This window comes from Streptomyces sp. NPDC050508 (assembly GCF_040655155.1).
In the GTDB taxonomy this organism is placed as follows: Bacteria; Actinomycetota; Actinomycetes; order Streptomycetales; family Streptomycetaceae; genus Streptomyces.
In genome coordinates, this window is sequence record NZ_JBFAJJ010000009.1 from 73,111 (window position 1) to 96,217 (window position 23,107).

Below are 23,107 nucleotides of genomic sequence, written 5' to 3' on the forward strand. Positions count from 1 at the left end.
CGGAGGCGAATACAGCGCCAACGGGCTCAACTTCCGCACGGGGCGCGCCAAATTCCACAAATTCCACAGGAGGTCGAGATGCCGCAACGGCTGGTGGTCACGGAGATGAGCCATGAGCCCAGGAAGCGGTTTGCTGAGGAGTTGCGGCAGCTGAGGCATCAACGAGGCCTGAGCTTGCGGGAGTTGTCGAGGCAGGTCGGGTGGGACGCGTCGCTGTTCGGCAAGATGGAGCGAGGGGGCACGCTGGGCGGACCTGAGGTCGTACAGGCGCTGGACCAGTTCTACGGAACGGGGTCCCTGCTGCTCATCTTGTGGGAGCTGGCAGTTGGTGATCCGACGCAGTTCAAGGAGCAGTACCGGCGCTACATGATGCTGGAGGCCGAGGCGGTGAGCCTGTGGCACTACGCGGTGAGCGCCCCGCCAGGTCTGCTTCAGACGGACGGGTATGTTCGCGAAGCCCTTGCGGCGGGTGGGCTCCAGGGTGAAGAACTGGAGCAGCAAGTCGAAGCGCGCGTGCGGCGACGGAAGTTGCTGGAGGGCGATGACGTGCCGCCGTTCCGCACCATCATGTCCGAAGCGGTCCTGCGTCTGGCGCTGCGTGACAAGCTGGCCTGGCGTGAGCAGTTGAGGTTCCTGGCGGAGGCCGCTGAGCGCCCGGACGTCATGATCCACGTGTTGCCGTTCGGCACTGGACTGCACGGCCTGACGAACACCGACACCATGTTCCTGAGGCTGTCCGACGGTCGTACCGTGGCCTACACGGAGAACGACGTACGCGGCGAACTGATCGAAGAAACCGAACGGGTTGAGCGGCTCCAGCGTGCATATGATGCGGTACGCGACCTGGCGCTATCTCCGGCCGAGTCGCGATCGTTCATCCTGCGGATGTTGGAGGAAGTGCCGTGCGAGCCATCGACCTGAGCAGCGTGACGTGGCGTAAGAGCAGCTACAGCAACACCGACGGCGGCCAGTGCGTTGAGTTCGCCCCCAACATCCCCGCACTCGTCCCCGTCCGCGACACGAAGAACCCCGCCCACGGCACCCTCCTCTTCGGCACCGACGCCTGGGCGGATTTCGTAAGCTCGGTCAAGGCTCAGTAGACGAGCGCCTGCGTACCGTCAGCCATAACCTCCTGCACGAACACCTGCGCCCCCGCAATCCGCACCCCCTCGATGACATCCTTCTCCGTGATGTCCCGCCGGGCCGCGCACTGCGTGCACAACGTGACGCGGCCGGCCGCGAGGATCGAGTCGATCAGGTCAACCAGCGGAGCGGCATGCGGGAGTTCGAACTCGGCGGCGCGGCCCGGCAGCGCGAACCACGCTGACTCGCCGGTCAGCCACAGGGAGACGTCCACTCCGCTGGCAACGGCGACCGCGGCCACCGTAAACGCCTGTGAGCAGCGTTCGGGGGCGTCGGCCCCTGCCGTCACCTTGATCACGAGCTTCTTCGCCATGACCGAATCGTAATCAACTTCCCTACAACTCCCTGCAACGACCATGGGTCTCCTGTGCGCGCATATGGAATGCGCATGCCATGTTCCGTGGGGGACGTTTTGGAAGTACCGGAAGAAACCATCGAAGAAGTGCCGGAGCCGGAGCCGGAGTTGGGGCCCGCGCCCCGCCCGCGCCGCCGTGGCCGCACCACACTCCTGATCGCCGTCGCCGCCGTGCTCGGTGTCGTAGCCGGTACCTGCACGGGTTTCCTCGTACAGGTGAACCGCACACCCGACAAGCTGCCCTCGCTGTCGCAGCCGAAGCTCGCGCAGGCGAAGGGGCCGGGGCCGGAGCCCCTGTCCGCCGCCGAGGACCGTCAGGTCAAGGTCGACGGCGACCTGCGCAAGGTCCTGCTGAAGAAGCCGAGCGGGGCGCGGGTGGGCACCGTGGAGGGCAGTGCCGGCTGGCTGAGCCTGGCGGACTACTCCGCGCGGTACGAGGATCCGAGCAACGCGTACTCGTACTACATCGGCGAGGAGTTCCGGCGCGCGGCCGGTATCCGCTGGTCGCAGGGGACGCGGGACGTCGAGATCGTCCTGGTGCAGTACCGCCAGGTGGAGGCCCTCGGCGCCTCCGACGCCGCCGCCGACGACAGCTCCTACGCCGAAGACCCCTCCGGTACCGACAGCTGGGCCATCCCCGGCACCGGTGACGGAATGGCGTACGTCCACCCGGCCGACGGCGGCGAGTACAGCGCCGAGGCCCACGCCTGGCGCGGCGACATCGCCATGGAGGTCTGGATGTACGACACGAAGCCGATCTCGAAGAAGGCGATCATGGATGTGGCCGAGCGGCAGATGGGGCGGCTGTGACCGAGAACCAGTCAGACCAGGTCGGTGAGGTCGGTGAGGTCGAGTTCGTGGAGCCCACGGAGCCGGCCGTGGCCGTACCCGAGGCCCCTGAGAAGCCCGTCCGCAGGGGTCGTATCGCCGCGGTCTCCGCCTGTGTCCTGCTCGCCCTCGCCGTCGTCGGCGGGGTCGGATACACCGTGGTGACCGTGAACGGTGCCGACCGGGACGCGGGCGCCCCCACGTGGAAGTTCCCGAAGGTGGCGGCGGAGCCGACGGCGGCGCCGGCCAAGGGGTTGCTCGGCGTCCTCGTGCCGTACGCCACCAGCGGGTTCGGCCGTGGCCCGGACATCGCCCAGTTCGGCTCCGAGGCCGAGCTGACCGGGCGCGAGGCCACCGCGCTGCGCAAGGAGGGGATCGGTGAACTGCCCCGCTCCCAGCGGCTGTTGCTGGAGAAGCAGATCGACCGGGAGCACATCAAGGGCCTGGCCATGCGCAGCTACCTCAACGTGCCCGACGCGGCGAACTCGACCCTCGACCAGGACCACGCCTTCACCGTCAACGTGCAGCTGGCCCAGATGGACGAGGGCGCCGCGCGGGACATCGCCACCTACCAGAGCGCGCTCCTGGACGCCCTCACTGCGTTCCGCAAGGGGCCCACCATCAAGGGCCACAAGAACGCGCGCTGCTTCCTGCCGTCCGAGTCGGCCGGGGAGGCACTCGGCGAGATGGTCTGCTCGGCGTACGAGGGCGACATCCTGGTCGCGCTCACCGCGTCCGGCACCCATTCGATGGACCCGAAGAGCGTCGCGTACTTCCTGCGCGAGCAGCTCGACCGCATCAAGTCGACGGGGGAAGCGGTATGACCGAGCAGCAGGAATCCACGACCCCGGCCGCAGCTCCGGCCGCGATCCCGGCGGAGGCGTCGGCGGTGGCGCCGGTCGCGACCTCGGGCGCAACCCCGGCTGTGATCTCGACGGAGGCGTCGGCGGCGCCGGCCGAGACGTCGGCGGAGACCCCGGCCGCGATCCCGGCGGAGACCTCGGCGGCGATTCCGGCCGCAACCTCGGCCGAGACCTTGGTCACGACCCCGGCCGAGACCCCGGTGGTGATCCCGCCCATGCCGGACACACCCCCGCCGGTACCCGAGCCGCAGCCCCCGGTGCGCAAGGACCGCCGGGTGCTGCGCGCGGCCCTCCGCTGGACGGCGGCCGTCGTGGTGTTCGCGGCGGCCGGGGCGGGCACGGCGTACGGCGTCACGCAGATGAAGCGGACCGACGTACCCGGTCTGGCGACCGCGTCGGACGGGCGCTGGGACTACCCGGAGATCGTCATGCCGCCGCTGCCCTCCGGCAGCCCGGGCCCGTTCGCGCGGGCCAACAAGACGGGCGCCCACTACGCGGACCTGCGCGCCCTCCTCCTGCCGGCGCCGAAGAGCGCGAAGGCCGATGCGGCCCTGCGCGGCACGGACGGCTGGCTGGCGGCGAAGGACTTCCTCGCGCAGTACGCCTCCGCGGACGACCGCGAGGAGTTCGGGCAGAAGCTGACCGACAACGGCCTCAGACACATCGCGGCCCGCGGTTGGACGACACCGGACGGCACGCGCACCCGGATCTACCTGCTCCAGTTCGACACCGCGGAGGTCGTGGACGAACTGTTCTCCCCGGGCCTGATCTCCTACGGCTCACCGGCCTACGCGCTGAGCGGAGCACCGAACGCCACCTTCGACGACGGTTACCCGGAAGCGGCCCGCTCCGAGAAGGTCACCATGTCGGCGTTCAACGAGTCGAAGCCGTACGGCGCCGAGCAGGTCCGGCAGGCCTACCTCTCCGCCGGCGACACCATCGCGCTGGTCGTGCAGTCCCGCAAGGGCACTGCGAAGGCCGTCCCCTTCCAGCAGACGGTGGCCCTCCAGAGCCAGCTGCTGGACTGAGCCGTACCTCGCCAAGAGCACCGGGCCCCAGCCGCGTAAGCTGGGGCCCGGCCCTGTGTACATATGCGTACCGCACCACGCTCATCCGAGGAGCACCCGTGGAGATCTTCTTCGAAACCCTGCTGGTCCTGGTCTGCGTCGGCGTTCTCGCCTTCGCCGGACTGAGCGTGAAGAAGCTGTACCAGGGCCAGCGCTGACCCCCACCGAGGAACTGCTGACGTCATGATCGAGATCCCGTCCGACCTCCACAAGGACCTGGTCCCCCTCGTCTTCCTGCTCGGCGACTGGGCCGGTGCGGGTGTGCACGACTTCCCGGGCTCCGAGAAGTGCAACTTCGGCCAGGAGGTCTCCTTCAGCCACGACGGCCGTGACTTCCTGGAGTACCGCTCCCACACCTGGGTCCTGGACAACGACGGCAACAAGGTCCGCCCCCTGGAGACCGAGTCCGGCTTCTGGCGCATCGACGCCGACCGCAAGGTCGAGGTCACGATGACGCGTGACGACGGCGTGGTCGAGATCTGGTACGGCGAGCTGGCCAAGCAGAAGCCCCAGATCGACCTGGTCACCGACGCCGTAGCCCGCACGGCCGCCTCCGGCCCCTACACCGGCGGCAAGCGCCTCTACGGCTACGTCAAGAGCGATCTCATGTGGGTCGGCGAGAAGCAGACCCCCGAGGTCGAGCTCCGCCCCTACATGTCCGCCCACCTGAAGAAGATCGTCACCCCGGACGACGTCGAACGCTGGGCGAAGGCCCTCCCGGACGACATGCCGGACGACGGGATCGCTTTCTTCAAGTAGCTCTAGACTTCCAGTGTGGTGAGCACCGACTGGAAAAGTGATCTGCGGCAGCGCGGCTACCGGCTGACCCCGCAGCGGCAGCTTGTGCTCGAAGCCGTGGACACGCTTGAGCACGCGACCCCTGACGACATCCTCATCGAGGTGAGGAAGACGGCGTCGGGGGTCAACATCTCCACGGTGTACCGGACCCTGGAGCTCCTGGAGGAGCTTCAGCTGGTCAGCCATGCCCACCTCGGGCACGGGGCGCCGACGTACCACCTCGCGGACCGGCACCACCACATCCACCTGGTCTGCCGTGACTGCACGAACGTCATCGAGGCCGATGTCGAGGTGGCCGCCGAGTTCCGGGCCAAGCTGCGCGACACCTTCGGCTTCGAGACCGACATGAAGCACTTCGCGATCTTCGGCCGCTGCAAGGACTGCACGGGCAGGACGGGCAAGAAAGCGACCGGTAAGACTTCCGCCGAGTCTTCAACTACCGAGTCGTAGGCTTACCCGTATGAAGAGCCCCCTGCTGTCCCTGCCCGGCGCCGTCCCCGCCGAAGGAGTGGACGAAGGCGTCGCCGCCCACTACGGCGACCTGTTCCGTGAGCAGCGCACCCTCGCCGACGGCACCGGTTTCGTGGACCTCTCGCACCGCGGGGTCGTCGCCGTCACCGGTGACGACCGGCTGAGCTGGCTGCACCTGCTGCTCACCCAGCACGTCAGCGACCTGCCCACCGGCGTGGCCACCGAGGCGCTGATCCTCTCCGCGCACGGCCACATCGAGCACGCCCTGTATCTCGTCGACGACGGCACCACGGTGTGGATGCACACCGAACCGGACACCCAGGAGGCGCTGATCGCCTACCTGGAGTCGATGAAGTTCTTCTACCGCGTCGAAGTCACCGACCGCACAAGCGAGTTCGCGGTCGTGTACGTCCCCGCCGGTTCCATCGCCGAGGTCCCGGCCGGTGTCGTCGTACGCGAGACACCGTACGGCCGTGATCTCTTCCTCCCGCGCGAGGACCTGGAGTCGTACGCCGAGAAGTCGGGCCCGCCGGCCGGGATCCTGGCGTACGAGGCGCTACGCGTCGAGCACCACCGCCCCCGCCTCGGCTTCGAGACCGACCACCGCACCATCCCGCACGAGTTGGGCTGGATCGGTACGGCGGTTCATCTGCAGAAGGGCTGCTACCGGGGTCAGGAGACGGTGGCGCGCGTAGAGAATCTGGGCAAGCCGCCGCGCCGCCTCGTCTTCCTCCACCTCGACGGCAGCGAGGTCCATCTCCCGGGCCACGGCACGGAGTTGCGGCTCGCGGAGGAGGGGGTGGACGGTCGCAAGATCGGCTTCATCACGACGTCCGTACGGCATCACGAACTGGGCCCGATCGCGCTCGCGCTGGTGAAGCGGAACGTGCCGTTGGACGCGCCACTGCTGGCGGACAGCACGGCGGCGGCCCAGGAAGTAGTCGTAGAGCCCTAGAGCCCTAGATCTCGACGAGGACCGTGAACGGGCCGTCGTTCGTGAGCGAGACGCGCATCTGGGCGCCGAAGCGGCCCGTCGCCACCGTGGCGCCCAGGGCGCGGAGTTGGGAGACGACCTCGTCGACGAGCGGCTCCGCGACGTCGCCGGGGGCGGCGGCGTTCCAGGTGGGCCGGCGTCCTTTGCGGGCGTCGCCGTAGAGCGTGAACTGGCTGATGACGAGCAGCGGGGCGTCGATGTCGCTGCACGACTTCTCGTCGTGCAGCATGCGGATCGACCAGAGTTTGCGGGCCAGTTGGGCCGCCTTCTCCTTCGTGTCCTCGTGCGTGACCCCGACGAGGACACACAGCCCCTCGCCCTCGATCGCTCCCACGGTCTCGCCGCCCACGACGACGCTCGCGCCGTCCACCCTCTGCACCACTGCTCGCATGGGCTCCATGATGCCGTGCGGGCGAGAACGACTCCCGGCAGGCCTATTTTTGATCCTTAACCCCCCATCTGGGGCCGTTCGGGGGCACTCGGTCACATAGCGGCCAGTTGGGGTGGCACGATGCTGTCCACACGCCGGTCGAGGGGACGGTTGAGGCACATGAGCACACCGAGTACCGGGCAGAGCCCCGGGCCTGTCTCGCTGATCCGCGCGGGAGGACCGGCCACGCGCCGCCCGCCCGTGCAGCGCGTCGACAGCCCGCTGCTGCCCGCGGAACCGCCCGCACCCGACCTGACCGCGCTACGGCTTCCGGAGCTGCGCGCGCTGCGCCGCGACGCCCAGCGGGACGAGGCCGACCTGAGTTACGTACGACGGCTCCTGCAGGGCCGGATCGACATCCTGCGCGCCGAACTGGCCCGGCGTTCCCCGGCGGGCGCGGCCTCGGTCGTCGACCGGCTGTCGGAGATCCTGGCCGACGCACCGGCCCGGCACCGCTCGTCGGCCCGGCACGTCACGCTGGGCACCCCGCACAGCGAGGAGTACCGGCTACTGGCCGCCGAGATGCTCGCCGAGGTCGAACTGTCCGACCTGGAGGCGCGCACGGACCTGGAGTTGACCACCGCGATGGGCCGCCTCGTGCGGTACGAACAGCAGGTGTCCCGCCGCCGCCAGCTCCTCCAACACACGGCCGACGGCTGCAGCGCGGAGATCGCCCGCAGGTACCGTGAGGGAGAGGCGCAGGTGGACGATCTGCTCGTGTGAGGGGTGCCCGGCGTGACGACCGAGGGTTCTGAGAGTTCCGCCACGGCACCTCCGGTGCTCGCCGAGGTCGTCCGATCCGGCTTCGTGGAGAGCCGGCACCGGGGCAGCCTGGTGATATTGGCGGCGGACGGTTCCGTGGAACGGGCGTTGGGTGACGTGAGCACCCCCGTCTTCCCCCGCTCCTCCAACAAGCCGATGCAGGCGGCGGGCGTCCTGCGCGCCGGCCTCGACCTCACCGGCGAACGCCTCGCGATTGCCGCCGCGAGCCACTCCGGCGAACTCTTCCACCGCGATCTCGTACGCCGCCTCCTCGCCGAACACGGCCTGGAAGCGGGCCAGTTGCAGTGCCCGCCGGACCTCCCCCTCGACCCCGTCGAGCAGGAGACGTACCTGGCGTCGGGCGCCGTACGCGACCGCATCGCCATGAACTGCTCCGGAAAGCACACGGCCATGCTGGCGGCGAGCGCGCTGCGAGGCTGGCCCCTGGATTCCTACCTCGACCCGGACCACCCGCTCCAACAACTTATCCACAGGGCTGTGGAAGAAGCGTCGGGCGAGCGAGTCGCGGCCGTGGGCACGGACGGCTGCGGCGCCCCCCTCCTGGCGATCACCCTGACGGGCCTGGCCCGAGCCTTCCGTTCCTTCGTCCTGTCCGACCCAGGCTCCCCGGAACGCCGCGTCGCCGACGCGATGCGCACCCACCCCGAGTACGTCGCCGGCACCCGCCGCCCCGACACCCTCCTGATGCGCGCGGTACCGGGCCTCCTGTCAAAGATGGGCGCGGAGGCGGCCCAGGCGGTGGCTCTGCCGGACGGCCGGGCCCTGGCGTTCAAGGTGGAGGACGGGGCGGGGCGGGCGTTGGGGCCGGTGTTGGGGCGGGGGCTGGAGTTGATGGGGGTGACGGTGGGGGAGGGATTCGGGAGGGTCGCGGTGTTGGGCGGGGGGCGTGAGGTGGGGGAGATCCGGGCGGTTTTCTGAGGGGGGCGACTGTCAGCCCGTCCGGCGTTTGAGGACGAGGCCGTTCAGGCCGAAGCGGGGTCTGGGGGCGCAGCCCCCAGGCGGGGTCGAAGGGGCGGCAGCCCCTGGTGATGGGACGGGTAGGGGCGGCGGGGGCGAAAAAAATCCCCGCGTCCCCCACCTCCACCGACCTACCGTGACCTCATGGAACTCCGCACCCGCCCCGAACACGACCTAGCCGTACGCCCCATCGAAGAGCCCGAGATCCCCGACTGGATCCGCGCCCTGAACACCGGTTTCCTGCGCACTCCGTACGTCCCCGCCGAGGAGATCGCCGACCGCAGCACCTACATCGTCCCGTCCCGCACCCTCGGCGCCTTCGACAACGGCCGCTGCGTGGCAACGTTCCGCTCCTTCCCGCAGCAGATCACGGCGGTGGGCGGCCACCCCGTCCCCGCCGACGCCATCACGAACGTCACGGTCACGGCCACCCACCGCCGCCGTGGCCTGCTGACCCGCATGATGACCCAGGACCTGGCCGCCGCGAAGGAACGGGGCGACGTCGTCGCCACGCTCATCGCCGCCGAGTACCGGATCTACGGCCGCTACGGCTTCGGCCCCGCCACCTCGGCGACCCAGTGGGAGATCGACGTCCAGCGCGCAGGCCTGGACCCCCGCTGGTCGGCCCCGGAGGACGGCGGCCGTATCGACCTGGTGGACGGCGAGGACGTACGCAAGCTCGGCCCCGAACTGCACGAGCGGCTGCGCCGCGCCCAGCCCGGCGCGATCGACCGGGACGACCGGTGGTGGCAGGTCAACACGGGTGCCGTACTCCTGACGCGCGCGCCGTGGACCGAGCCCTTCCACGCCGTGTACCGCGCGGCGGACGGCGAGGTCCAGGGCCTGGCCTCGTACGTCTGCGACGACACCTGGACCGACGCCAAGCAGCCGCACGACACGGCCACGGTGAAGGGGCTGATCGCCACGACCCCGGCCGCCGAACGCGCCCTGTGGTACCACGTCTGCTCGATCGACTGGGTGACGAAGGTCAAGTCGGGCTGGCGCTGCCCCGACGACCTGCTGCCCCACTTCCTGCCGGACCCACGGGCGGCCACGATCACGTCACAGGCGGACTGGCTGTGGGTGCGGATCCTGGATGTCGTACGGGCCATGGAGGCGCGGTCGTACGAGGGGGAGGGCACGCTGGTGTTCGAGGTGGTCGACGGGGCCGGACTGGCGGGCGGGCGCTACCGGTTGACGGCTTCGGCGCAGGGGGCGTCCTGTACGCCGACCACGGAGAGCGCCGAACTCACCCTGGATGTAGGGGAGTTGGGGTCGCTGTGGCTCGGTGACGAGTCGGTGGTGCGGCTCGCGGCGCTGGGCAAGGTACGGGAAGAACGAGCGGGCGCCGCCCGAGTGGCCGACGCCCTGCTGCGTACGTCCGGGCGGCCTTGGTGCCCGGACATCTTCTGAACGACCTTTCCGCTGGTGCCTGTTGATGGACTCATCCGTAGCTGTTCAGTTGTGGTTGTCGTGCGGCGGTAACGACCGACCGGGCTCTCGGCTCCCCTCCAGGAGAGAGGTCCGGTCGGCCAAGTTACCTAAGTTGGTTACCAACTCTTCTCTACTTATCTCCACTTGGATACGTCTCATAACCACCTTTCCATGAACTGCCCAAAGATGGCGGGAAGTTGTAGGGTTTGGTCGTGGAGCCGGAACACGCCACCGTCAATGGACGGTCGAGGTCCCCACGGTCACCGTGGTCACACCGCGAGCTGGCCGACGAGCTGCGCACCCGGATCAGGTCCGGTGTACTGCGGCCCGGCCAGCGCATGCCCACCCAGGCCAAGCTGGCGGACGAGTTCGGTGTGGAGCGCGGGGCCGTACGGCAGGCGCTGCGCATCCTGCAGTCCGAGCGTCTGCTCACCAACATGTCCAAGGGGAGCCCGGCGACCGTGGCTCCCGACCTCGGCCTGGCCCTGACCGGCCCCGGAGCCCCGCCGCAGCCCACGATGGTGGGCCTCGCCCCGCGCATAGCGGAGGCCTTCGCGCAGCCGCACGTGGAGATCGAGGCCCTGTGTCTGACCGCGGTCTCGCTCACGATGGCCATCGGCGAGCCGCTGCGTCTGATCCACGCCGGGCGGCTGAAACCGGCCAAGGTCGACGTCCGGGTGCTGCTGCCGAGCAGTGACATCGAACTCGCGTTCCCGTCCCGGGTGGACGCCCCGGCCGACGGCCTGCTGCAGCGGCGCTGGCTGGCCCATCGCAACGCCCAGGGCCAGGTGCTGCGGCACAACCTCCTCGCCCTGCGCGCGACGCACGGCATCGACGTACACATCACGTTCCGCGCGCTGCCGTTCACGCCGCCCGTGAAGCTGTACCTGCTCAACGGCTCGGAGGCGCTCTTCGCGTACTACACGCTGAGCCAGCGCGAGGAGGAGATCGGTCAGGAGCAGGTGGAGATGTACGACGCCGAGGGCACCCGGTCGATGCTGTTCGCCTTCGAGCAGGGTGCGGGGCTGCGGGACACGACGTTCGTGGAACAGTCCCAGCTGTGGTTCAACGCACTGTGGGAGACGATCAGTTCGGAGCTGACGCTGACGCCGACGCCGACGAGCTGATCGCCTCCCACAGTGGCTGACCCGGAGGGCGGCTTCCAGGTCACAGAGCTGGTCCGGTGACCAGCAGGGCCAGCATGACGGCCCCGATGGAGCTGATGGCCGGCTTCTTGGCCTTGATGCCGATGGAGATCAGGAGCAGGCCGATGATGCCGGTGGCGCCGAACTTCCACTGGACGATCTGCTCGAAGCCGACGACGAAGACGGCGGACAGGAGGGCGATGGCAGGCATGGTGGTTCCCCCTTCGGGCTGCGGAAGCAAAACTTCCACCAACTTGGATAAGTTGGCAGCCAACTCTTCCTAAGTTGTTCCCGATTGGCACCTACTCACACCTACTTACAATCAGGTTCCAAACAACTCCCCTTAGATGGGGCAGAGTTATACCGTTTGGTCGTGACCCAGGAGAACGTGGCAGTGAACGGCAGCAGAAGTTTCTCGCCCCAGGAGATCGCCGACGCCCTGCGGGACCGCATCCGCACCGGTGACCTCAGGGCGGGAGACCGCCTGCCCACCCAGGCCGACCTGGCAGAGGAGTTCGGCGTGGAGCGGGGTGCCGTACGGCAGGCGCTGCGGGTCCTCCAGGAGGCCGGGCTGCTGACCAACGTCAGCAAGGGGAGCCCGCCGAGGATCGCTGAACCGGCTCCGGTGCCGGACCGGCCCCAGCCGACCATGGTGGGGTTGGCGCCGCGGCTGACCGAGGCATTCTCGGAGCCGAACGTACACATAGACGTCGTGTGCCATACCGCCGAAACGCTGATGGTGGCCATTGGCGAACCCCTCCGCCAGATCCACGAGGGCCGCCTCAGCCCCCGGTCGATCCACGTCCGCATCCTCGTCCCCTCCAGGGAGATCGCCCTCGCTTTCCCCGTCCCGGTCGACGGCCGCGACGACGACTCGGTCCACAAGCGCTGGCTGGCCATGCGCAACGCCCAGGGTCAGGTTCTCCAACACAACCTGCAGGCCCTGAAGGCCACACATGGCATGGAGGTAAAGGTCACCTTTCGCGCCCTCCCCTTTACCCCACCCGTGAAGTTGTACCTACTCAACGGGGAGGAGGCGCTGCTCGGTTACTACCTGCTCGCGCGACGTGAGGAGGAGTACGGCACCCAGACCCTGGACATGTACGACGCGCTCGGCTCCCAGTCCCTCCTCTTCTCCTTCCAGCAGCAGGCCGGTCAACGGGACGCTGCTTTCGTGGAGCAATCGCAGCTGTGGTTCGACGCCCTCTGGGAAACCATCACGACGGACCTGACACTCTCCTAGTGACTTCTGATACAGCGCAGACTGAACTGGTGCCAACAGAGACCGAGAACGAGACGGAGAAACTCCGGGAACTGATCACACCCGCTCGCGTCGTGCTGTGGGACTTCGACGGGCCGATCTGCCGGCTGTTCGCCGGCCACTCGGCGGAGCGGGTGGCGAGGGAACTGGTGGTGTGGCTGGAGGCGCGTGGCCTGCGCGGTCTCCTGACGGAGGCTGAACGAGACTCCCTGGACCCCCACGACGTCCTGCGGGCGGTCGACCGCCGGCACCCGGGCAGTGATCTGGTCACTGAGTTGGAGGAACGCCTGACTCAGGAAGAACTGAGAGCTACGTCCTCGGCGATGCCCACCGCATACGCCGACCCGTTGATACACACCTGGTCGGCCGTAGGCGTCCGGCTGGCGGTCGCCACCAACAACTCACCCCGAGTGGTGCGCAAATACCTGGCGGGTCGCAGCCTCATCTCGTGTTTTGCTCCGCACATCTACGGCCGCACGCAGGATCTCCGACGCCTCAAGCCCGACCCCCACACTCTCAATCATGCGCTGAGGGCGATGGGTGCGGCCCCTGAATCCGCCTTGATGATCGGCGACGCTCCTACGGACTGCGAGGCGTCACTCCACGCAGGGGTGCCGTTCCTCGGCTACGCGCGTAACCACAGGAAGGCCAAGCTGCTGAGAGAGTCCGGGGCCGGCCTTGTAGTCGCTTCGCTGGAGCCGTTGCTGAACCTGCTTCGAAGGTAGGCGGAACGAGGTCCGCGCGGCCGGATGACGTACGTCGTGCTCCTGGCGTGGCGGTCGGCCAGGGGGCGGCTGGGGCTGCTGGCGAGGGTGATCGAGCGTTCCGCTGTCAGCGTGGGGCCGCGTGACGCGTCTCTACGGCATCGTTCCGAGAGTGCCCGTTGAGTCATCCTGCGTCCGCCGCTCGTACGTTCCTCCGAACGGGTTCTCTCCACGGAGTCATGGCCGGTTCCGAACAGGGAGGGGCAGGGGGTGGTCACAGTGGGGACGTGCACGAATATCGCCTGGCAACTCGACGCAGTAGCTGTGGTGTTCCTGGCAGTTGCGGCCCCGCCACCATGTGGCCGGAATGGAGAGGCTATGTTCTGCCAGGTGCCCCCTCTCTTGTCCCACACAACACACAAGGCGCTCGTGCATCGCCTCGTCGAGCGTCAGCTCAGGGGCAGGAGTCAGGTGCTCAAGGGCCACCACAACACCAACTACGTTCTGCGTGTCGGAGTGCTGCTGGCTCTGTTGCTGGGTGTCATGCCCTTCGCCCGCCTGAAGTACCGGGTACCGCTGGACTCGATCCCAGTGGTACCGCGTATCTGGCCGCGTGAGGCTGATGTGCTTGAGATCGTCTGCCGCTATCTGCGTGAAGTGCCGCGCTGCGTGATCGACCTCGGGGACCGCACCGTGCACCGGTACCACAGGGGCAAAGCACTCAGTGAGAAGTACCCGCATGAACCTCTCGACGACGACATGATGCGTTGGTTCGCGGAGTTCTTCGTTCGTACCGCCCATGTGCCAGTCACGGAACTGCCGACCCCCCCGGAGGACTGGCCGGACGACGGTGACAGCGAGGGCTTTCTGCACTGGCTGATCGACTTCACGGAAGCACAGGTGCATCGGCCGAATCAGGAGCGATTTGGTTTGCTCTTCAACGCCGTCGGGATCCGCGAGGATGCGATGGCGATGTTCCGGAAGAGCCATTCAGGCCTTACTTCACGCCCGTTCAAGCTCCTCCACACCGATGTACACCGGGCCAACGTCGTGGTCCGCGGGAAGCGGTTGTCGGTGATCGACTGGGAGCTGGCCATATTTGGCGATCCACTGCACGACCTGGCGACGCATGTCGTGCGTATGGGGTACGAAGAACCACAACAGCGAGACATGACGCGGCTGTGGGCTGCGGCCATGGAAAACGCTGGCTACGGGGCGCTTACGGCCGGTCTTCACGAGGATCTTCCCGTCTACGTGGACTTCGAGTACGCGCAGTCGGTGTTTCCGGACGTCATGCGCGCGGCACTCAGCCTTCGGGCGGATGCAGACCAGGAGCACTTCCAGCAAGCCGCAGACCGAGTCCGGCGCGCAGTGGTCAGGGCCTCCGGGCCCTTGGGCCTGGCAGGCGTGCCGTGTGCGGTGGACGTCGTGGAAGCCCTACGTGAGTGGCACAGCACGTCCGTGCCTTCGACAGAGCGGCTGGCCGAAGGGATGCCGTCCTACGAACAGACCGACCTGGTCGCAGGGTGACCGACGACCTGTTCCTCGTGGGGAAGCCAGCGGAACGCATCCCGAGTGGGCGGTACGTGCTGTTCGACTTCGACGGGCCGTTCCGTCGGCTCTGTCTCGATGCGACGTCGGCCGGGCTGGTACAGCTACTCAAGGGGCATGTCACCGCGCAGCGTGCACAGGAACTGCTTCAGTCGGACACCTGAGTATCGATCCCCGGACCGTGCTACGCGCGATGCACCGGGCCAGGCCCGACAACTCCCTCGTCGTCGGCCTGGAGAGGCACGAGGCGAAGGAGTCGTGGAAAGCGGGCGCGTGACTCGTTCTCTCGGACTTCGGCGTGCTCTCCGACATGATTGCGCCGTTCCCTTCCTGTCCGCAGCTCTCGACGGGCACCATGAACAGTCTTGGTCGAACTCTCTGATTGGCTGGGGGACTTGGTGTCGGAAAGCAGGACAGCACTGAGCAGGAGAGTGGCGGCAGGCTGGGCACGTGCAGAAAGTACGGCGACCAGGCTTCTGCTGTTGGCTGTCTTTCTCGTCGGGCTGATCGCACAGTTCGTGAAGCCGGTGGGCGACGCATTGGAGGGAAAGGCATATCTCGGCGGCGCCTTGCTGAGCCTCGTGGGATACGTGCTCTACACCGAGGTGCAGAAGCTGAATACCGCGCACGAGTCCCAGCGGGACAGCTCCGAGCAACTCCAGGAAACGATTCGGCTGTTGAGTGGAGAGATCCAGAACCTGGCCTCGAACCAGGTCCCGCAGCCGGGCGCGGATGCCACCATGGACGACCTCATGGAGCAGTGCAGGCAGAGGCTTCAGCTGGGTGGTGACGTACACCTGTGGGCGATGTGCTTCACCGGAGAAACCTTCGTCAACTCACTGAAACGCCTGCTGGAAGGCCTGCCGCCTGATCACGAGAGGAAGGTCCATGTCCGCATTCTGGTCCCGGACTTCAACCAGCGAATAGAGGTCCCGGGGCTGTTGCGAGACGGGAAGATCACGGACGCCGACGGCTTCCGTCGACATCTGGTCCAGAAGATCAGCCGTCACGAGCGCGATCTCAGGGAAATGATCGGCAGGATGGAGCGCAAGCGCCAGGGCACACTGAAGGTCAAGTTCCACGCGATGCACATGTCTCCCTCCCTCAAGCTCTACCTGATCAACGATGAGCAGGTGTTCGAGGGGATCTACGACAGGATCGAGCTGCGGCCCAACGAGTACGGCTCCGCCCTCCCGGCACAGCCCGGAAGCCGCACCACCGACGATCAGCTTCTCGACCTCATCGGATACGACTCCCTGCTGACCCGTTGGAACCGGGATGACGGCGAGCGGGCCCGTGAGGTAATCGACCGCCGGCGGACACTATTCGACACGTTCTGGGAGGCGGGGCACGACCTGGCGACATTGTCGGCGCGCAGCGTCGACAACGACCCTGAGAGGGTCGTCTGAACACTCATGCCTCCAGCGTCAGCCGTCCTGGACGTACGCCGACACCCGGCGGCCCCGCCACTCCTCCGGGACGCCGGGGCCGAGTTCGGCGACCACCCCGGCGACCCCGCCGCCCGGGACGTACGGCGGGGTCGCCGGGAAGAACTCCCGGCCCCAGCCGGTCCGCAGCTGGGTCTCCACGAAGATCGTGTCGATGTACGCGACGTCGATCAGTACCTCGCCCGGACCGGGGACCGGGTCCGGCAACACCACCGGGACCAGGACCTCCGGCCCGCCGAACTCCTGCACCTGCGCTGCACGCATGGCCAACCTCCACGACATCGGGACAGGCGTGCAGTCTTCGACCTCAAGCAGGCTTGAGGTCAAGGAGCGGTAGCGTCCGGCGTATGACTGACGCCACCGACTTCCAGGACATCCCCACGACCACCCTCGCCGAAGTGCTCGGCCGCGAGCAGGTCATGGACATCGGCATCCGGCCGTTGTGGGGTCCGCTGATGCGTCTCGCCGGGCCTGCCTTCACCGTGCGGTGCCCTCCCGGGGACAACCTCATGCTGCACGCCGCCATCTACCGCGCCGAGCCGGACTCGGTCGTCGTCGTGGAGTCGGGTGACCTCGACTACGCGCTGGCCGGCGGGAACGTCTGCGCCATCGCCCAGCGGCGCGGCATCGCCGGGTTCGTCGTCGACGGCGTGATCCGCGACCTCGGGGAGGTGCGCGGGGCGGGGTTCCCCGTGTTCGCGCGCGGTGTCATTCCGATCCCGGGCGTCAAGAAGGCCGTACTGCCGCTGAACGAGCGGGTGCGGTGCGGGGGAGTGGCCGTCGACGCCGGGGATGTCGTGGTGGCCGACGAGGAGGGGGTCGTGGTCGTGCCGGGCGGGCGCCTGGCGGAGGTGCTCGCCGGGGCGCGGGCCCGGCTGGCGAAGGAGGCCGCCGAGAACCTCGACGACTGGGAGAAGGCGCACCGGGCCCGGGTCGAGGAGATGCTGCGCGCGGGCGGGTTCGAGGGGTGACGCACGTGGCGTAGGAGAGGCGGTTGCCCGATCCTGTTCCCGATGCTTCTCTTCCTCGATGTCGACGGGACGTTGCTCCCCTTCGGTGCGTCGCGGCCGTACCCGGTGTACGTGCCGGGCTTCGCGCCGCCGACTGCCACCGCCCCTCCGCTGCTGACCCGGATCGATCCGGCGCTCGGGCCGCGGCTCGCGGCGCTGCGGTGCGAACTGGTGTGGGCGACGACCTGGATGGACGACGCGAACGTGTGCGTCGCGCCCTGGCTCGGACTGCCCCAACTGCCCCTGGTGGACTGGCCCGACCCCGCGGACGAGGTGGGCGGCCGGCTGCACTGGAAGACCCGACCGCTGGTCGCCTGGGCCGCCGGGCGGCCCTTCGTGTGGGTGGACGACGAGATCGGGGACGCCGACCGCGACTGGGTGGCCGCCCACCACCCCGAACAGGCGCTGCTGCGGCGCGTCGACCACCGGTACGGCATCACGGACGCCGACTTCGACGCCATGGAGGCGTGGCTGGCGGTCAACCGGTGAGGGGGGAGGGGGAGTTGGGCGGTAGCGTGCTGATCATGGCGGACTGGGAGATACGGCCCGCGTCGGCGGCGGACGTCGAGGCGATCGCCGAGCTGCGTGCCGTCGTGCTGCGGGGCGATCTGGAACGGCTCGGGCGGTACGACGCGCGGCGGGTGCGGCAGCGGCTGCGGGACGGGTTCGAGCCGGGGTGCACGTGGGTGATCGAGGTGGGCGACGAGTTCGCCGGCTGCGTGGCGCTACGGCCGGACGCGGACGCCCGCTGCCACTGGCTGGAGCACTTCTATCTCGCGCCGCGGCTCCAGGGCGCCGGCATCGGTTCCGGTGTGCTGCGGGAACTGCTGGAGCGGTGCGACCGTGACGGTGTCCGCGTCGTGCGGCTGAATGTGTTGCAGGGGAGCCCGGCCCGGCGGCTGTACGAGCGGCACGGGTTCACCGTCGAGACCGAGGATCGGGTGGACGTGTTCATGGTGCGCGAAGTGCCCGCCACACGTTCCGCCTGACATTCCGCCTGACATTCGCGGGGGCTGCGTCGTCGTAGACGTATGAACAGAATCCGGTACGTCTACGTCAGCCTCGGCCTCATGGCCGGGATGGTGCCGGTGTCGGTCCCTTCCGCGGGGCGGGGTGACAACCGGTGAAGGAGAGGATCGGCATGCGGGTGGCGGTGGCGGGCGGGACCGGGGTGGTCGGCCGGTACGTCGTCGAGGAGCTGGCCGCGGCCGGACAGGAGCCGGTGGTGCTGAGCCGGTCGAAGGGGGTGGATCTTCTGGCCGGGGGCGCGGGACTCGATGCCGCGCTCGACGGGGTCGAGACGGTCGTCGACGTGAGCAATGTGACGACGACGAGCGCCACGAGGGCGGTCGCGTTCTTCGACGCCGTCGGCCGGAACCTGCTGGACGCGGGCGCCCGGGCCGGCGTACGGCATCACGTGGTGCTGTCGATCGTAGGCATCGACCGGGTCGGGCTCGGCTACTACCGGGGCAAACTCCGTCAGGAGGACGTGGTGAAGAACGGACCGGTGCCGTGGACGGTGCTGCGCGCCACCCAGTTCCACGAGTTCGCGCAGCAGACCCTCGACCGGGTGCCGAAGCCCCTCGCGGTGGTGCCCCGGATGCGGACCCGGCCCATCGCGGCGCGTGAGGTCGCCCGGCATCTGGTGCGGCTCGCGACGACCCCGGCACAGGGCATGTCTCCCGATCTCGCCGGGCCGCGCGTCGAGCAGCTCGTCGACATGGTGCGCCGACTGCTGCGGGCCCGGCACGAGCGCCGGCTGGTGCTGCCTGTGACGATGCCGGGCGCGACCGGGGCGGCGATGACGCGGGGCGGGCAACTGCCGCTCGCCGCCGGGCCGTTGGGCAGCCAGACGTTCGACGAATGGCTCGCCCAGCACGTCAAGCAGCCCGGCCCCCAAGGAGGTTGAGCGCCGCCGTGCCCACCCCGCCGCCCGGAACGGGCCAGGACCCCACCCTCGGTTCCCTCATGGCCGAACGTCGCCGACTGCTCAACCTCGGGTACAGGATGCTCGGTTCGGTACAGGACGCCGAGGACGTCGTACAGGAGACGTACGCCCGTTGGTACGCCCTGTCCGAGGAGGAACAGCGGGCGATCCAGGCGCCGTTGGCGTGGCTGACCCGGGTCGCCTCGCGGATCTGTCTCGACCAGCTCGGGTCGGCGCGGGCCCGGCGCGAGCGCTACACCGGGGAGTGGCTGCCGGAGCCGGTGCGGCACGGTGCCGGGTGGGCCAGTACGGGCGGTGCGGGCGCGGGCGATCCCGCCGACCGGATCACCCTCGACGAGTCGGTGAGCATGGGGATGCTCGTGCTGCTGGACTCGATGACTCCCGCGGAGCGCGTCGCCTTCGTCCTGCACGACGTCTTCGGCCTGCCGTTCACCGAGATCGCCGAGACGGTGGGCCGCACCCCGGCGGCCTGCCGCCAACTCGCCTCCTCCGCACGCCGACGGCTGGCACACCGGCCACCCGGCAGCAGCACGGCGGAGGAACACGGGCGGGTCGTCTCCGCGTTCCGCGAGGCGTGCGAGACCGGTGACCTCGACGCGCTCGTCGCCCTGCTCGACCCCGACGTCGAGTCGCGCAGCGACGGCGGCGGCAAGGTGCGCGCGGCGCTGCGGCCCGTCATCGGCCGGGACAAGGTGGCCCGCCTCATCCTCGGCCTCATGCGCCGCGAACCCGAGGTGGAACTCGTCGAGGACGACGTCAACGGCACGCCCGGAGTCGCGGTCCGTATCGCCGGTACGACGATCGCCGTCCTCGCGGCGGAGGTGCGCGACGGGCTGATCACCGACCTGTGGCTGGTGGTCAACCCGGACAAGCTGCGGGCGTGGACCGGCTAGGACAGGCCCTGGGACCCTGAGGCCCTGGGGGGCTACTCGCCGGTGGCGCCGTCGACGGCCTCGCGCAGGAGGTCCGCGTGGCCGACGTGACGGGCGTACTCCTCGACCATGTGCTCAAGGACGAACCGCACGTCGGTCTGCCCGAACTCCGGGTTCGGCGCGATGCGCGCGGGGTCGGCGGTCACCCGGGCGAACACCTGCCGTGACTCCTCGCACGCCTTCAGGTAGTCCTCGTAGACCTCGGCGGCGGGCGTGGGGTCCGACTCGTCGTACCACTCGTCACCGGCAGCCGTGACGGAGGTCCGATAGGGGAAGAACCGCGGGTCGGTGCCCGCCAACGTCCGCTGGAACCAGGCACGTTCGGCCCCCTGCAGATGGCGCATGAGCCCCAGCAGGGTCAACGCCGAAGTGCCCAGGGGCCGTTGACGCAGCTGGGTGTCCGAGAGGCCCTCGCACTTCCACAGGAAGGTCGCCCGGTGGTAGTCCAGGTTCGAGGCGATCACCTCCAACCACGGGCCGGATGTCCTGCGTTGGGGCCGCACGATCTTCTGGACCACGATGTCGCTCACGCCGGGGTCTCCCGTCTTCCTACTCGCCTCTTGCCACTCGGTACTCGTCTTCAGGCTTCGTTCGGAGAAGACCCTCTGCCGCGTCGGAACTCATCGCTCCGGCTCGCGGCCTTCTCCGTGCAACTGTCGGCGACGGTGTCGGCGAAGACCCGGGCGAGCGGGGTGAGGGCGTCCCAGCGGCGGACTGCCCAGCCGACCGGGAGCGGGGGCAGATCGGGCACGGGGACGAGACGGAGGGGACCGTCACCGGGTACCTCCCAGCCGGGCAGCACGGGTACGACGGCGTGACCGAGGCCGAGTTCGGCCAGCAGGAGGGCGGTGTCCCAGTCGGCGACGCCGGTGTCGGAGCTGCTCCGGACGCCGAGTTGGGCGAACGCGGCGTCGAGGCGGGCGCCCGAAGTGGAGTTCCGGGGGAGCCGGATGAGGCTGATGCCGCTGAGGTCGGCGGCGTCGACTCGGGGCCGGGCCGCGAGCGGATCGTCGGCGCGGACCGCCAGCACCCAGGGCAGGGCGACGACGGGGCGCTGCTCGATACCGCGCACCGGGCCGTCGATCGTGACCCAGGCGAGGTCCAGGTCGCCGGCGGTGAGCGCGTCGAAGCAGTTGCGGCTGGAGGTCTCCGTCCGGAACTCCAGGCCGACCTTCGGATAGCGCCGCCGGAAGGCGACAACGGCCTCGGACATGAAGTGCCGCACGGTGGTGCCGCCCGTGGTGACGCGCACCGAGCCGCTGTCGCCGTTGACGAGGTCCCCGAGCCGCCGTAGGGCCAGATCCAGACCGGCGATGCTGTCCGAGGCGGCCTCGCACAGGACGCGTCCCGCGTGGGTGGGCACGACACCGCGCGGCCGGCGCTCCAGGAGGCTCACACCGGCCTCCCGCTCCAGCCGCTTCACATGCTGGCTCACCGCCGACTGCGTACGGTCCAGCTCCCGGGCGACGGCACTGAGGCTTCCGGCCCGGCACACGGCCACGAAGACGCGCAGATCCTCCAGAGTCACAACTCCCAAGCTACAGCTTGGAGTTGGCTAGAAATCCATAGGATTGACTGGGGTTACCGGGTCCGGGAAGACTCGGTCCAGGGCCCGGGCGGCAACCCGTCCGCGCCTTCGCGGGGTCCGGACCACAGGCGAAGGGCGGACGGGTGTCGACCTCAGGCGGTCACGGTCGAGCCATGGCGCTCCTGCGTGAACTCGGTGCCGCGGAGACCGCCCACCCGGGCGGCACACTCCTCGCGCACCTCCAGCGCGTCCAAGAACAACTCGCCGTATGGGACGCCCGCCCCGCCCTCCAACTCGCGGGCCTCTGCCACGCGTTCTACGGCACCGACGGCTTCCCCACCGCCCTGCTGTCCCTGGACCGACGTGACGAACTCGCAGCGGTGATCGGCGTCGAGGCGGAAGGCATCGTGTACGTCTACGGCTCGTGCGACCGGAGGGCCACCTACCCGACGCTCGCGGATGCCGACGCCGCCTTCCAGGACCGGTTCACCGGTCGTGCCCGCATTCCGGGGCAGCAACTGCGCCGGGACTTCGCCGAGTTGTCCGCCGCCAACGAACTCGACCTCGCCCGCATCGACCCCGCCTTCCGCGAGAAGTGGGGACCTCAACTCCTCGCCTTCTTCACCCGACTTCGGCCCCTGCTGAGCCAACCCGCCTGGTCGGACTGCCGCATGGTGCTTGCGGCGGCTCCGGAGGACTGAGTGAGTCGACCGACTGTGCGTGTCCGTTCCCAGTCGGCTGCGTGAGCTGAGTGTCAGGCCGGCGGCCGGGTGAGTCTGGCGGCCACGGCGTCCAGGACCCAGTCCAGGCCGGTCGCGAAAGATGTCTCGGCGTCCACGTCCGTGCCGTCGTGCACGGCCCTGGCCAGCGCCGGGAAGCGGCCGGTGGCCAGCATTCTCGTCACATGCGGGCCGTGGGCGCGCTGCCAGTCGTGCTTGGACAGTCCCGTGGCGCGCTCGGCCCGCACGTTCGCGATCTCGCGTCTGATCGCGCCGGTGAAATAGGCGCTGACGGTCTCCACGGCGCGCATGACGGTGTCGACGTCGGCGAGGCCGTCGAGGGCGGCCAGCGTGGCCTCGGTCACGGCGAGGCCGTTCGGGCCCAGGGTCGGGCGGCCGCCGAGCAGGTCGGCCAGCCATTCGTGACGGAGGGCGGTCCGCCTGGTGCGGTGGGCGAGGCCGCGCAGCGCCTCCCGCCAGTCACCGGGTCGCTCCTTGGGGAGGATCTCGGCCTGGACCTCGTCCACCATGAGGTCGAACAGCTCCTCCTTGGTGGAGATGTATCCGTACAGCCGCATCGGACCGGCGTTCAGCCGGGCGGCGACCTTGCGCAACGACACCGCCTCCAGCCCGCCCTCGTCGGCCAGTGCGACGGCGGCGGCGACGATCCGCTCCCGGTCGAGCGGCACGGGGCGAGTCGGCGGCTCCGGCCGGTCCCAGACAGTCATGGATCCATCG

The 23,107-nt window shown here is 69.0% G+C and carries 30 protein-coding genes; 23 read left to right on the top strand and 7 right to left on the bottom strand.

Features of this window, described 5'->3' with window-relative positions:
* Positions 1-78: 78 nt before the first annotated feature.
* Positions 79-921, top strand: a complete 843-nt coding sequence (locus AB0I69_RS25525; protein WP_363097997.1) for a helix-turn-helix transcriptional regulator — start codon at positions 79-81, stop codon at positions 919-921.
* Complete coding sequence (locus AB0I69_RS25530; protein ID WP_363097998.1) at positions 903-1,100, top strand: DUF397 domain-containing protein; 198 nt, start codon at positions 903-905, stop codon at positions 1,098-1,100. Before AB0I69_RS25525 ends, AB0I69_RS25530 begins: the two co-directional genes overlap by 19 nt.
* Here AB0I69_RS25530 and AB0I69_RS25535 read toward each other — a convergent pair.
* Positions 1,094-1,456 carry a DsrE family protein gene (locus AB0I69_RS25535; protein WP_363097999.1) on the bottom strand — a complete coding sequence of 121 codons (363 nt, stop codon included), beginning with the start codon at positions 1,454-1,456 and terminating at the stop codon, positions 1,094-1,096. The genes AB0I69_RS25530 and AB0I69_RS25535 overlap by 7 nt on opposite strands.
* A 129-nt stretch (positions 1,457-1,585) precedes the next feature.
* On the opposite strand from AB0I69_RS25535, the gene AB0I69_RS25540 reads away from it, so the two are divergent.
* From AB0I69_RS25540 to AB0I69_RS25565, 6 genes are all read left to right on the top strand, one after another.
* Positions 1,586-2,308 carry a hypothetical protein gene (locus AB0I69_RS25540; RefSeq protein WP_363098000.1) on the top strand — a complete coding sequence of 241 codons (723 nt, stop codon included), beginning with the start codon at positions 1,586-1,588 and terminating at the stop codon, positions 2,306-2,308.
* Positions 2,305-3,150, top strand: a complete 846-nt coding sequence (locus AB0I69_RS25545) for a hypothetical protein (protein WP_363098001.1) — start codon at positions 2,305-2,307, stop codon at positions 3,148-3,150. The genes AB0I69_RS25540 and AB0I69_RS25545 overlap by 4 nt, the downstream gene beginning before the upstream one ends.
* Before the next feature lie 254 nt (positions 3,151-3,404).
* Positions 3,405-4,217, top strand: coding sequence for a hypothetical protein (locus AB0I69_RS25550; RefSeq protein ID WP_363098299.1), 813 nt, complete (start codon positions 3,405-3,407; stop codon positions 4,215-4,217).
* 222 nt (positions 4,218-4,439) lie between these two features.
* Positions 4,440-5,015, top strand: a complete 576-nt coding sequence (locus AB0I69_RS25555; RefSeq protein ID WP_363098002.1) for an FABP family protein — start codon at positions 4,440-4,442, stop codon at positions 5,013-5,015.
* Positions 5,016-5,030: 15 nt separating this feature from the next.
* Positions 5,031-5,504 carry a transcriptional repressor gene (locus AB0I69_RS25560; RefSeq protein WP_363098003.1) on the top strand — a complete coding sequence of 158 codons (474 nt, stop codon included), beginning with the start codon at positions 5,031-5,033 and terminating at the stop codon, positions 5,502-5,504.
* 10 nt (positions 5,505-5,514) lie between these two features.
* Positions 5,515-6,480, top strand: a complete 966-nt coding sequence (locus AB0I69_RS25565) for a folate-binding protein (protein WP_363098004.1) — start codon at positions 5,515-5,517, stop codon at positions 6,478-6,480.
* A gap of 4 nt (positions 6,481-6,484) precedes the next feature.
* On the opposite strand, the gene dtd is transcribed toward AB0I69_RS25565, so the two are convergent.
* Entirely contained in the window at positions 6,485-6,910 is a 426-nt protein-coding gene (dtd, locus tag AB0I69_RS25570) for a D-aminoacyl-tRNA deacylase (protein ID WP_363098005.1), read from the bottom strand.
* Positions 6,911-7,069: 159 nt separating this feature from the next.
* On the opposite strand from dtd, the gene AB0I69_RS25575 reads away from it, so the two are divergent.
* The 4 genes from AB0I69_RS25575 to AB0I69_RS25590 all read left to right on the top strand — a co-directional run bounded on the left by AB0I69_RS25575 (position 7,070) and on the right by AB0I69_RS25590 (position 11,250).
* On the top strand, positions 7,070-7,672 hold the full coding sequence (locus tag AB0I69_RS25575) for an aerial mycelium formation protein (RefSeq protein WP_363098006.1): 603 nt from the start codon (positions 7,070-7,072) through the stop codon (positions 7,670-7,672).
* 12 nt (positions 7,673-7,684) lie between these two features.
* Positions 7,685-8,650: an asparaginase gene (locus tag AB0I69_RS25580; protein WP_363098007.1), complete on the top strand. Its 966-nt coding sequence runs from the start codon at positions 7,685-7,687 to the stop codon at positions 8,648-8,650.
* 183 nt (positions 8,651-8,833) lie between these two features.
* Positions 8,834-10,102 (top strand): GNAT family N-acetyltransferase, encoded by a 1,269-nt coding sequence (locus tag AB0I69_RS25585; protein WP_363098008.1) that lies wholly within the window; start codon positions 8,834-8,836, stop codon positions 10,100-10,102.
* Between the two features lie 227 nt (positions 10,103-10,329).
* Positions 10,330-11,250, top strand: coding sequence for a winged helix-turn-helix domain-containing protein (locus AB0I69_RS25590; RefSeq protein WP_363098009.1), 921 nt, complete (start codon positions 10,330-10,332; stop codon positions 11,248-11,250).
* A gap of 40 nt (positions 11,251-11,290) precedes the next feature.
* Here AB0I69_RS25590 and AB0I69_RS25595 read toward each other — a convergent pair whose 3' ends face one another.
* Positions 11,291-11,479 carry a hypothetical protein gene (locus AB0I69_RS25595; RefSeq protein ID WP_363098010.1) on the bottom strand — a complete coding sequence of 63 codons (189 nt, stop codon included), beginning with the start codon at positions 11,477-11,479 and terminating at the stop codon, positions 11,291-11,293.
* A 156-nt stretch (positions 11,480-11,635) separates the two neighbouring features.
* Here AB0I69_RS25595 and AB0I69_RS25600 point away from each other — a divergent pair, with 156 nt between their 5' ends.
* The 5 genes from AB0I69_RS25600 to AB0I69_RS25620 all read left to right on the top strand — a co-directional run bounded on the left by AB0I69_RS25600 (position 11,636) and on the right by AB0I69_RS25620 (position 16,193).
* On the top strand, positions 11,636-12,511 hold the full coding sequence (locus tag AB0I69_RS25600) for a winged helix-turn-helix domain-containing protein (RefSeq protein ID WP_363098011.1): 876 nt from the start codon (positions 11,636-11,638) through the stop codon (positions 12,509-12,511).
* Between the two features lie 29 nt (positions 12,512-12,540).
* Entirely contained in the window at positions 12,541-13,254 is a 714-nt protein-coding gene (locus AB0I69_RS25605) for an HAD family hydrolase (protein ID WP_363098012.1), read from the top strand.
* A gap of 408 nt (positions 13,255-13,662) precedes the next feature.
* Positions 13,663-14,763, top strand: a complete 1,101-nt coding sequence (locus tag AB0I69_RS25610) for a phosphotransferase (RefSeq protein ID WP_363098013.1) — start codon at positions 13,663-13,665, stop codon at positions 14,761-14,763.
* A complete protein-coding gene (locus tag AB0I69_RS25615; RefSeq protein ID WP_363098014.1) occupies positions 14,760-14,948 on the top strand; it encodes a hypothetical protein in 189 nt (62 codons plus the stop codon). Before AB0I69_RS25610 ends, AB0I69_RS25615 begins: the two co-directional genes overlap by 4 nt.
* 201 nt (positions 14,949-15,149) lie before the next feature.
* A complete protein-coding gene (locus AB0I69_RS25620) occupies positions 15,150-16,193 on the top strand; it encodes an ATP/GTP-binding protein (RefSeq protein WP_363098015.1) in 1,044 nt (347 codons plus the stop codon).
* A gap of 18 nt (positions 16,194-16,211) precedes the next feature.
* On the opposite strand, the gene AB0I69_RS25625 is transcribed toward AB0I69_RS25620, so the two are convergent.
* Positions 16,212-16,496 carry a hypothetical protein gene (locus tag AB0I69_RS25625; RefSeq protein WP_363098016.1) on the bottom strand — a complete coding sequence of 95 codons (285 nt, stop codon included), beginning with the start codon at positions 16,494-16,496 and terminating at the stop codon, positions 16,212-16,214.
* An 83-nt stretch (positions 16,497-16,579) separates the two neighbouring features.
* Here AB0I69_RS25625 and AB0I69_RS25630 point away from each other — a divergent pair, with 83 nt between their 5' ends.
* From AB0I69_RS25630 to sigJ, 5 genes are all read left to right on the top strand, one after another.
* Positions 16,580-17,203 (top strand): RraA family protein, encoded by a 624-nt coding sequence (locus tag AB0I69_RS25630; RefSeq protein WP_363098017.1) that lies wholly within the window; start codon positions 16,580-16,582, stop codon positions 17,201-17,203.
* Between the two features lie 42 nt (positions 17,204-17,245).
* Positions 17,246-17,731, top strand: a complete 486-nt coding sequence (locus AB0I69_RS25635) for an HAD domain-containing protein (RefSeq protein WP_363098018.1) — start codon at positions 17,246-17,248, stop codon at positions 17,729-17,731.
* A 35-nt stretch (positions 17,732-17,766) separates the two neighbouring features.
* A complete protein-coding gene (locus AB0I69_RS25640) occupies positions 17,767-18,231 on the top strand; it encodes a GNAT family N-acetyltransferase (RefSeq protein WP_363098019.1) in 465 nt (154 codons plus the stop codon).
* Between the two features lie 134 nt (positions 18,232-18,365).
* Complete coding sequence (locus AB0I69_RS25645; RefSeq protein ID WP_363098020.1) at positions 18,366-19,151, top strand: NAD(P)H-binding protein; 786 nt, start codon at positions 18,366-18,368, stop codon at positions 19,149-19,151.
* Positions 19,152-19,210: 59 nt separating this feature from the next.
* Positions 19,211-20,083: an RNA polymerase sigma factor SigJ gene (gene sigJ / locus AB0I69_RS25650; RefSeq protein ID WP_363098300.1), complete on the top strand. Its 873-nt coding sequence runs from the start codon at positions 19,211-19,213 to the stop codon at positions 20,081-20,083.
* Positions 20,084-20,115: 32 nt separating this feature from the next.
* On the opposite strand, the gene AB0I69_RS25655 is transcribed toward sigJ, so the two are convergent.
* Both AB0I69_RS25655 and AB0I69_RS25660 read right to left on the bottom strand, forming a co-directional pair.
* Entirely contained in the window at positions 20,116-20,652 is a 537-nt protein-coding gene (locus AB0I69_RS25655) for a DinB family protein (protein ID WP_363098021.1), read from the bottom strand.
* Between the two features lie 50 nt (positions 20,653-20,702).
* Positions 20,703-21,650, bottom strand: coding sequence for a LysR family transcriptional regulator (locus AB0I69_RS25660; protein WP_363098022.1), 948 nt, complete (start codon positions 21,648-21,650; stop codon positions 20,703-20,705).
* 173 nt (positions 21,651-21,823) lie between these two features.
* Between AB0I69_RS25660 and AB0I69_RS25665 the strand changes: the two genes are divergently transcribed.
* Positions 21,824-22,351, top strand: a complete 528-nt coding sequence (locus AB0I69_RS25665) for a DUF6817 domain-containing protein (RefSeq protein WP_363098023.1) — start codon at positions 21,824-21,826, stop codon at positions 22,349-22,351.
* Positions 22,352-22,404: 53 nt separating this feature from the next.
* On the opposite strand, the gene AB0I69_RS25670 is transcribed toward AB0I69_RS25665, so the two are convergent.
* On the bottom strand, positions 22,405-23,097 hold the full coding sequence (locus AB0I69_RS25670) for a TetR/AcrR family transcriptional regulator C-terminal domain-containing protein (protein ID WP_363098024.1): 693 nt from the start codon (positions 23,095-23,097) through the stop codon (positions 22,405-22,407).
* Positions 23,098-23,107 lie beyond the last annotated feature (10 nt).

Coding starts and splice junctions, on each gene's coding strand:
- AB0I69_RS25550 (WP_363098299.1), top strand. CDS start 3,405: ATGCCGGACACACCCCCGCCGGTACCCGAGCCGCAGCCCCCGGTGCGC.
- sigJ (WP_363098300.1), top strand. CDS start 19,211: ATGGCCGAACGTCGCCGACTGCTCAACCTCGGGTACAGGATGCTCGGT.
- AB0I69_RS25575 (WP_363098006.1), top strand. CDS start 7,070: ATGAGCACACCGAGTACCGGGCAGAGCCCCGGGCCTGTCTCGCTGATC.
- AB0I69_RS25625 (WP_363098016.1), bottom strand. CDS start 16,496: ATGCGTGCAGCGCAGGTGCAGGAGTTCGGCGGGCCGGAGGTCCTGGTC.
- AB0I69_RS25565 (WP_363098004.1), top strand. CDS start 5,515: ATGAAGAGCCCCCTGCTGTCCCTGCCCGGCGCCGTCCCCGCCGAAGGA.
- AB0I69_RS25555 (WP_363098002.1), top strand. CDS start 4,440: ATGATCGAGATCCCGTCCGACCTCCACAAGGACCTGGTCCCCCTCGTC.
- dtd (WP_363098005.1), bottom strand. CDS start 6,910: ATGCGAGCAGTGGTGCAGAGGGTGGACGGCGCGAGCGTCGTCGTGGGC.
- AB0I69_RS25635 (WP_363098018.1), top strand. CDS start 17,246: ATGCTTCTCTTCCTCGATGTCGACGGGACGTTGCTCCCCTTCGGTGCG.
- AB0I69_RS25525 (WP_363097997.1), top strand. CDS start 79: ATGCCGCAACGGCTGGTGGTCACGGAGATGAGCCATGAGCCCAGGAAG.
- AB0I69_RS25535 (WP_363097999.1), bottom strand. CDS start 1,456: ATGGCGAAGAAGCTCGTGATCAAGGTGACGGCAGGGGCCGACGCCCCC.
- AB0I69_RS25595 (WP_363098010.1), bottom strand. CDS start 11,479: ATGCCTGCCATCGCCCTCCTGTCCGCCGTCTTCGTCGTCGGCTTCGAG.
- AB0I69_RS25630 (WP_363098017.1), top strand. CDS start 16,580: ATGACTGACGCCACCGACTTCCAGGACATCCCCACGACCACCCTCGCC.
- AB0I69_RS25665 (WP_363098023.1), top strand. CDS start 21,824: ATGGCGCTCCTGCGTGAACTCGGTGCCGCGGAGACCGCCCACCCGGGC.
- AB0I69_RS25640 (WP_363098019.1), top strand. CDS start 17,767: ATGGCGGACTGGGAGATACGGCCCGCGTCGGCGGCGGACGTCGAGGCG.
- AB0I69_RS25670 (WP_363098024.1), bottom strand. CDS start 23,097: ATGACTGTCTGGGACCGGCCGGAGCCGCCGACTCGCCCCGTGCCGCTC.
- AB0I69_RS25585 (WP_363098008.1), top strand. CDS start 8,834: ATGGAACTCCGCACCCGCCCCGAACACGACCTAGCCGTACGCCCCATC.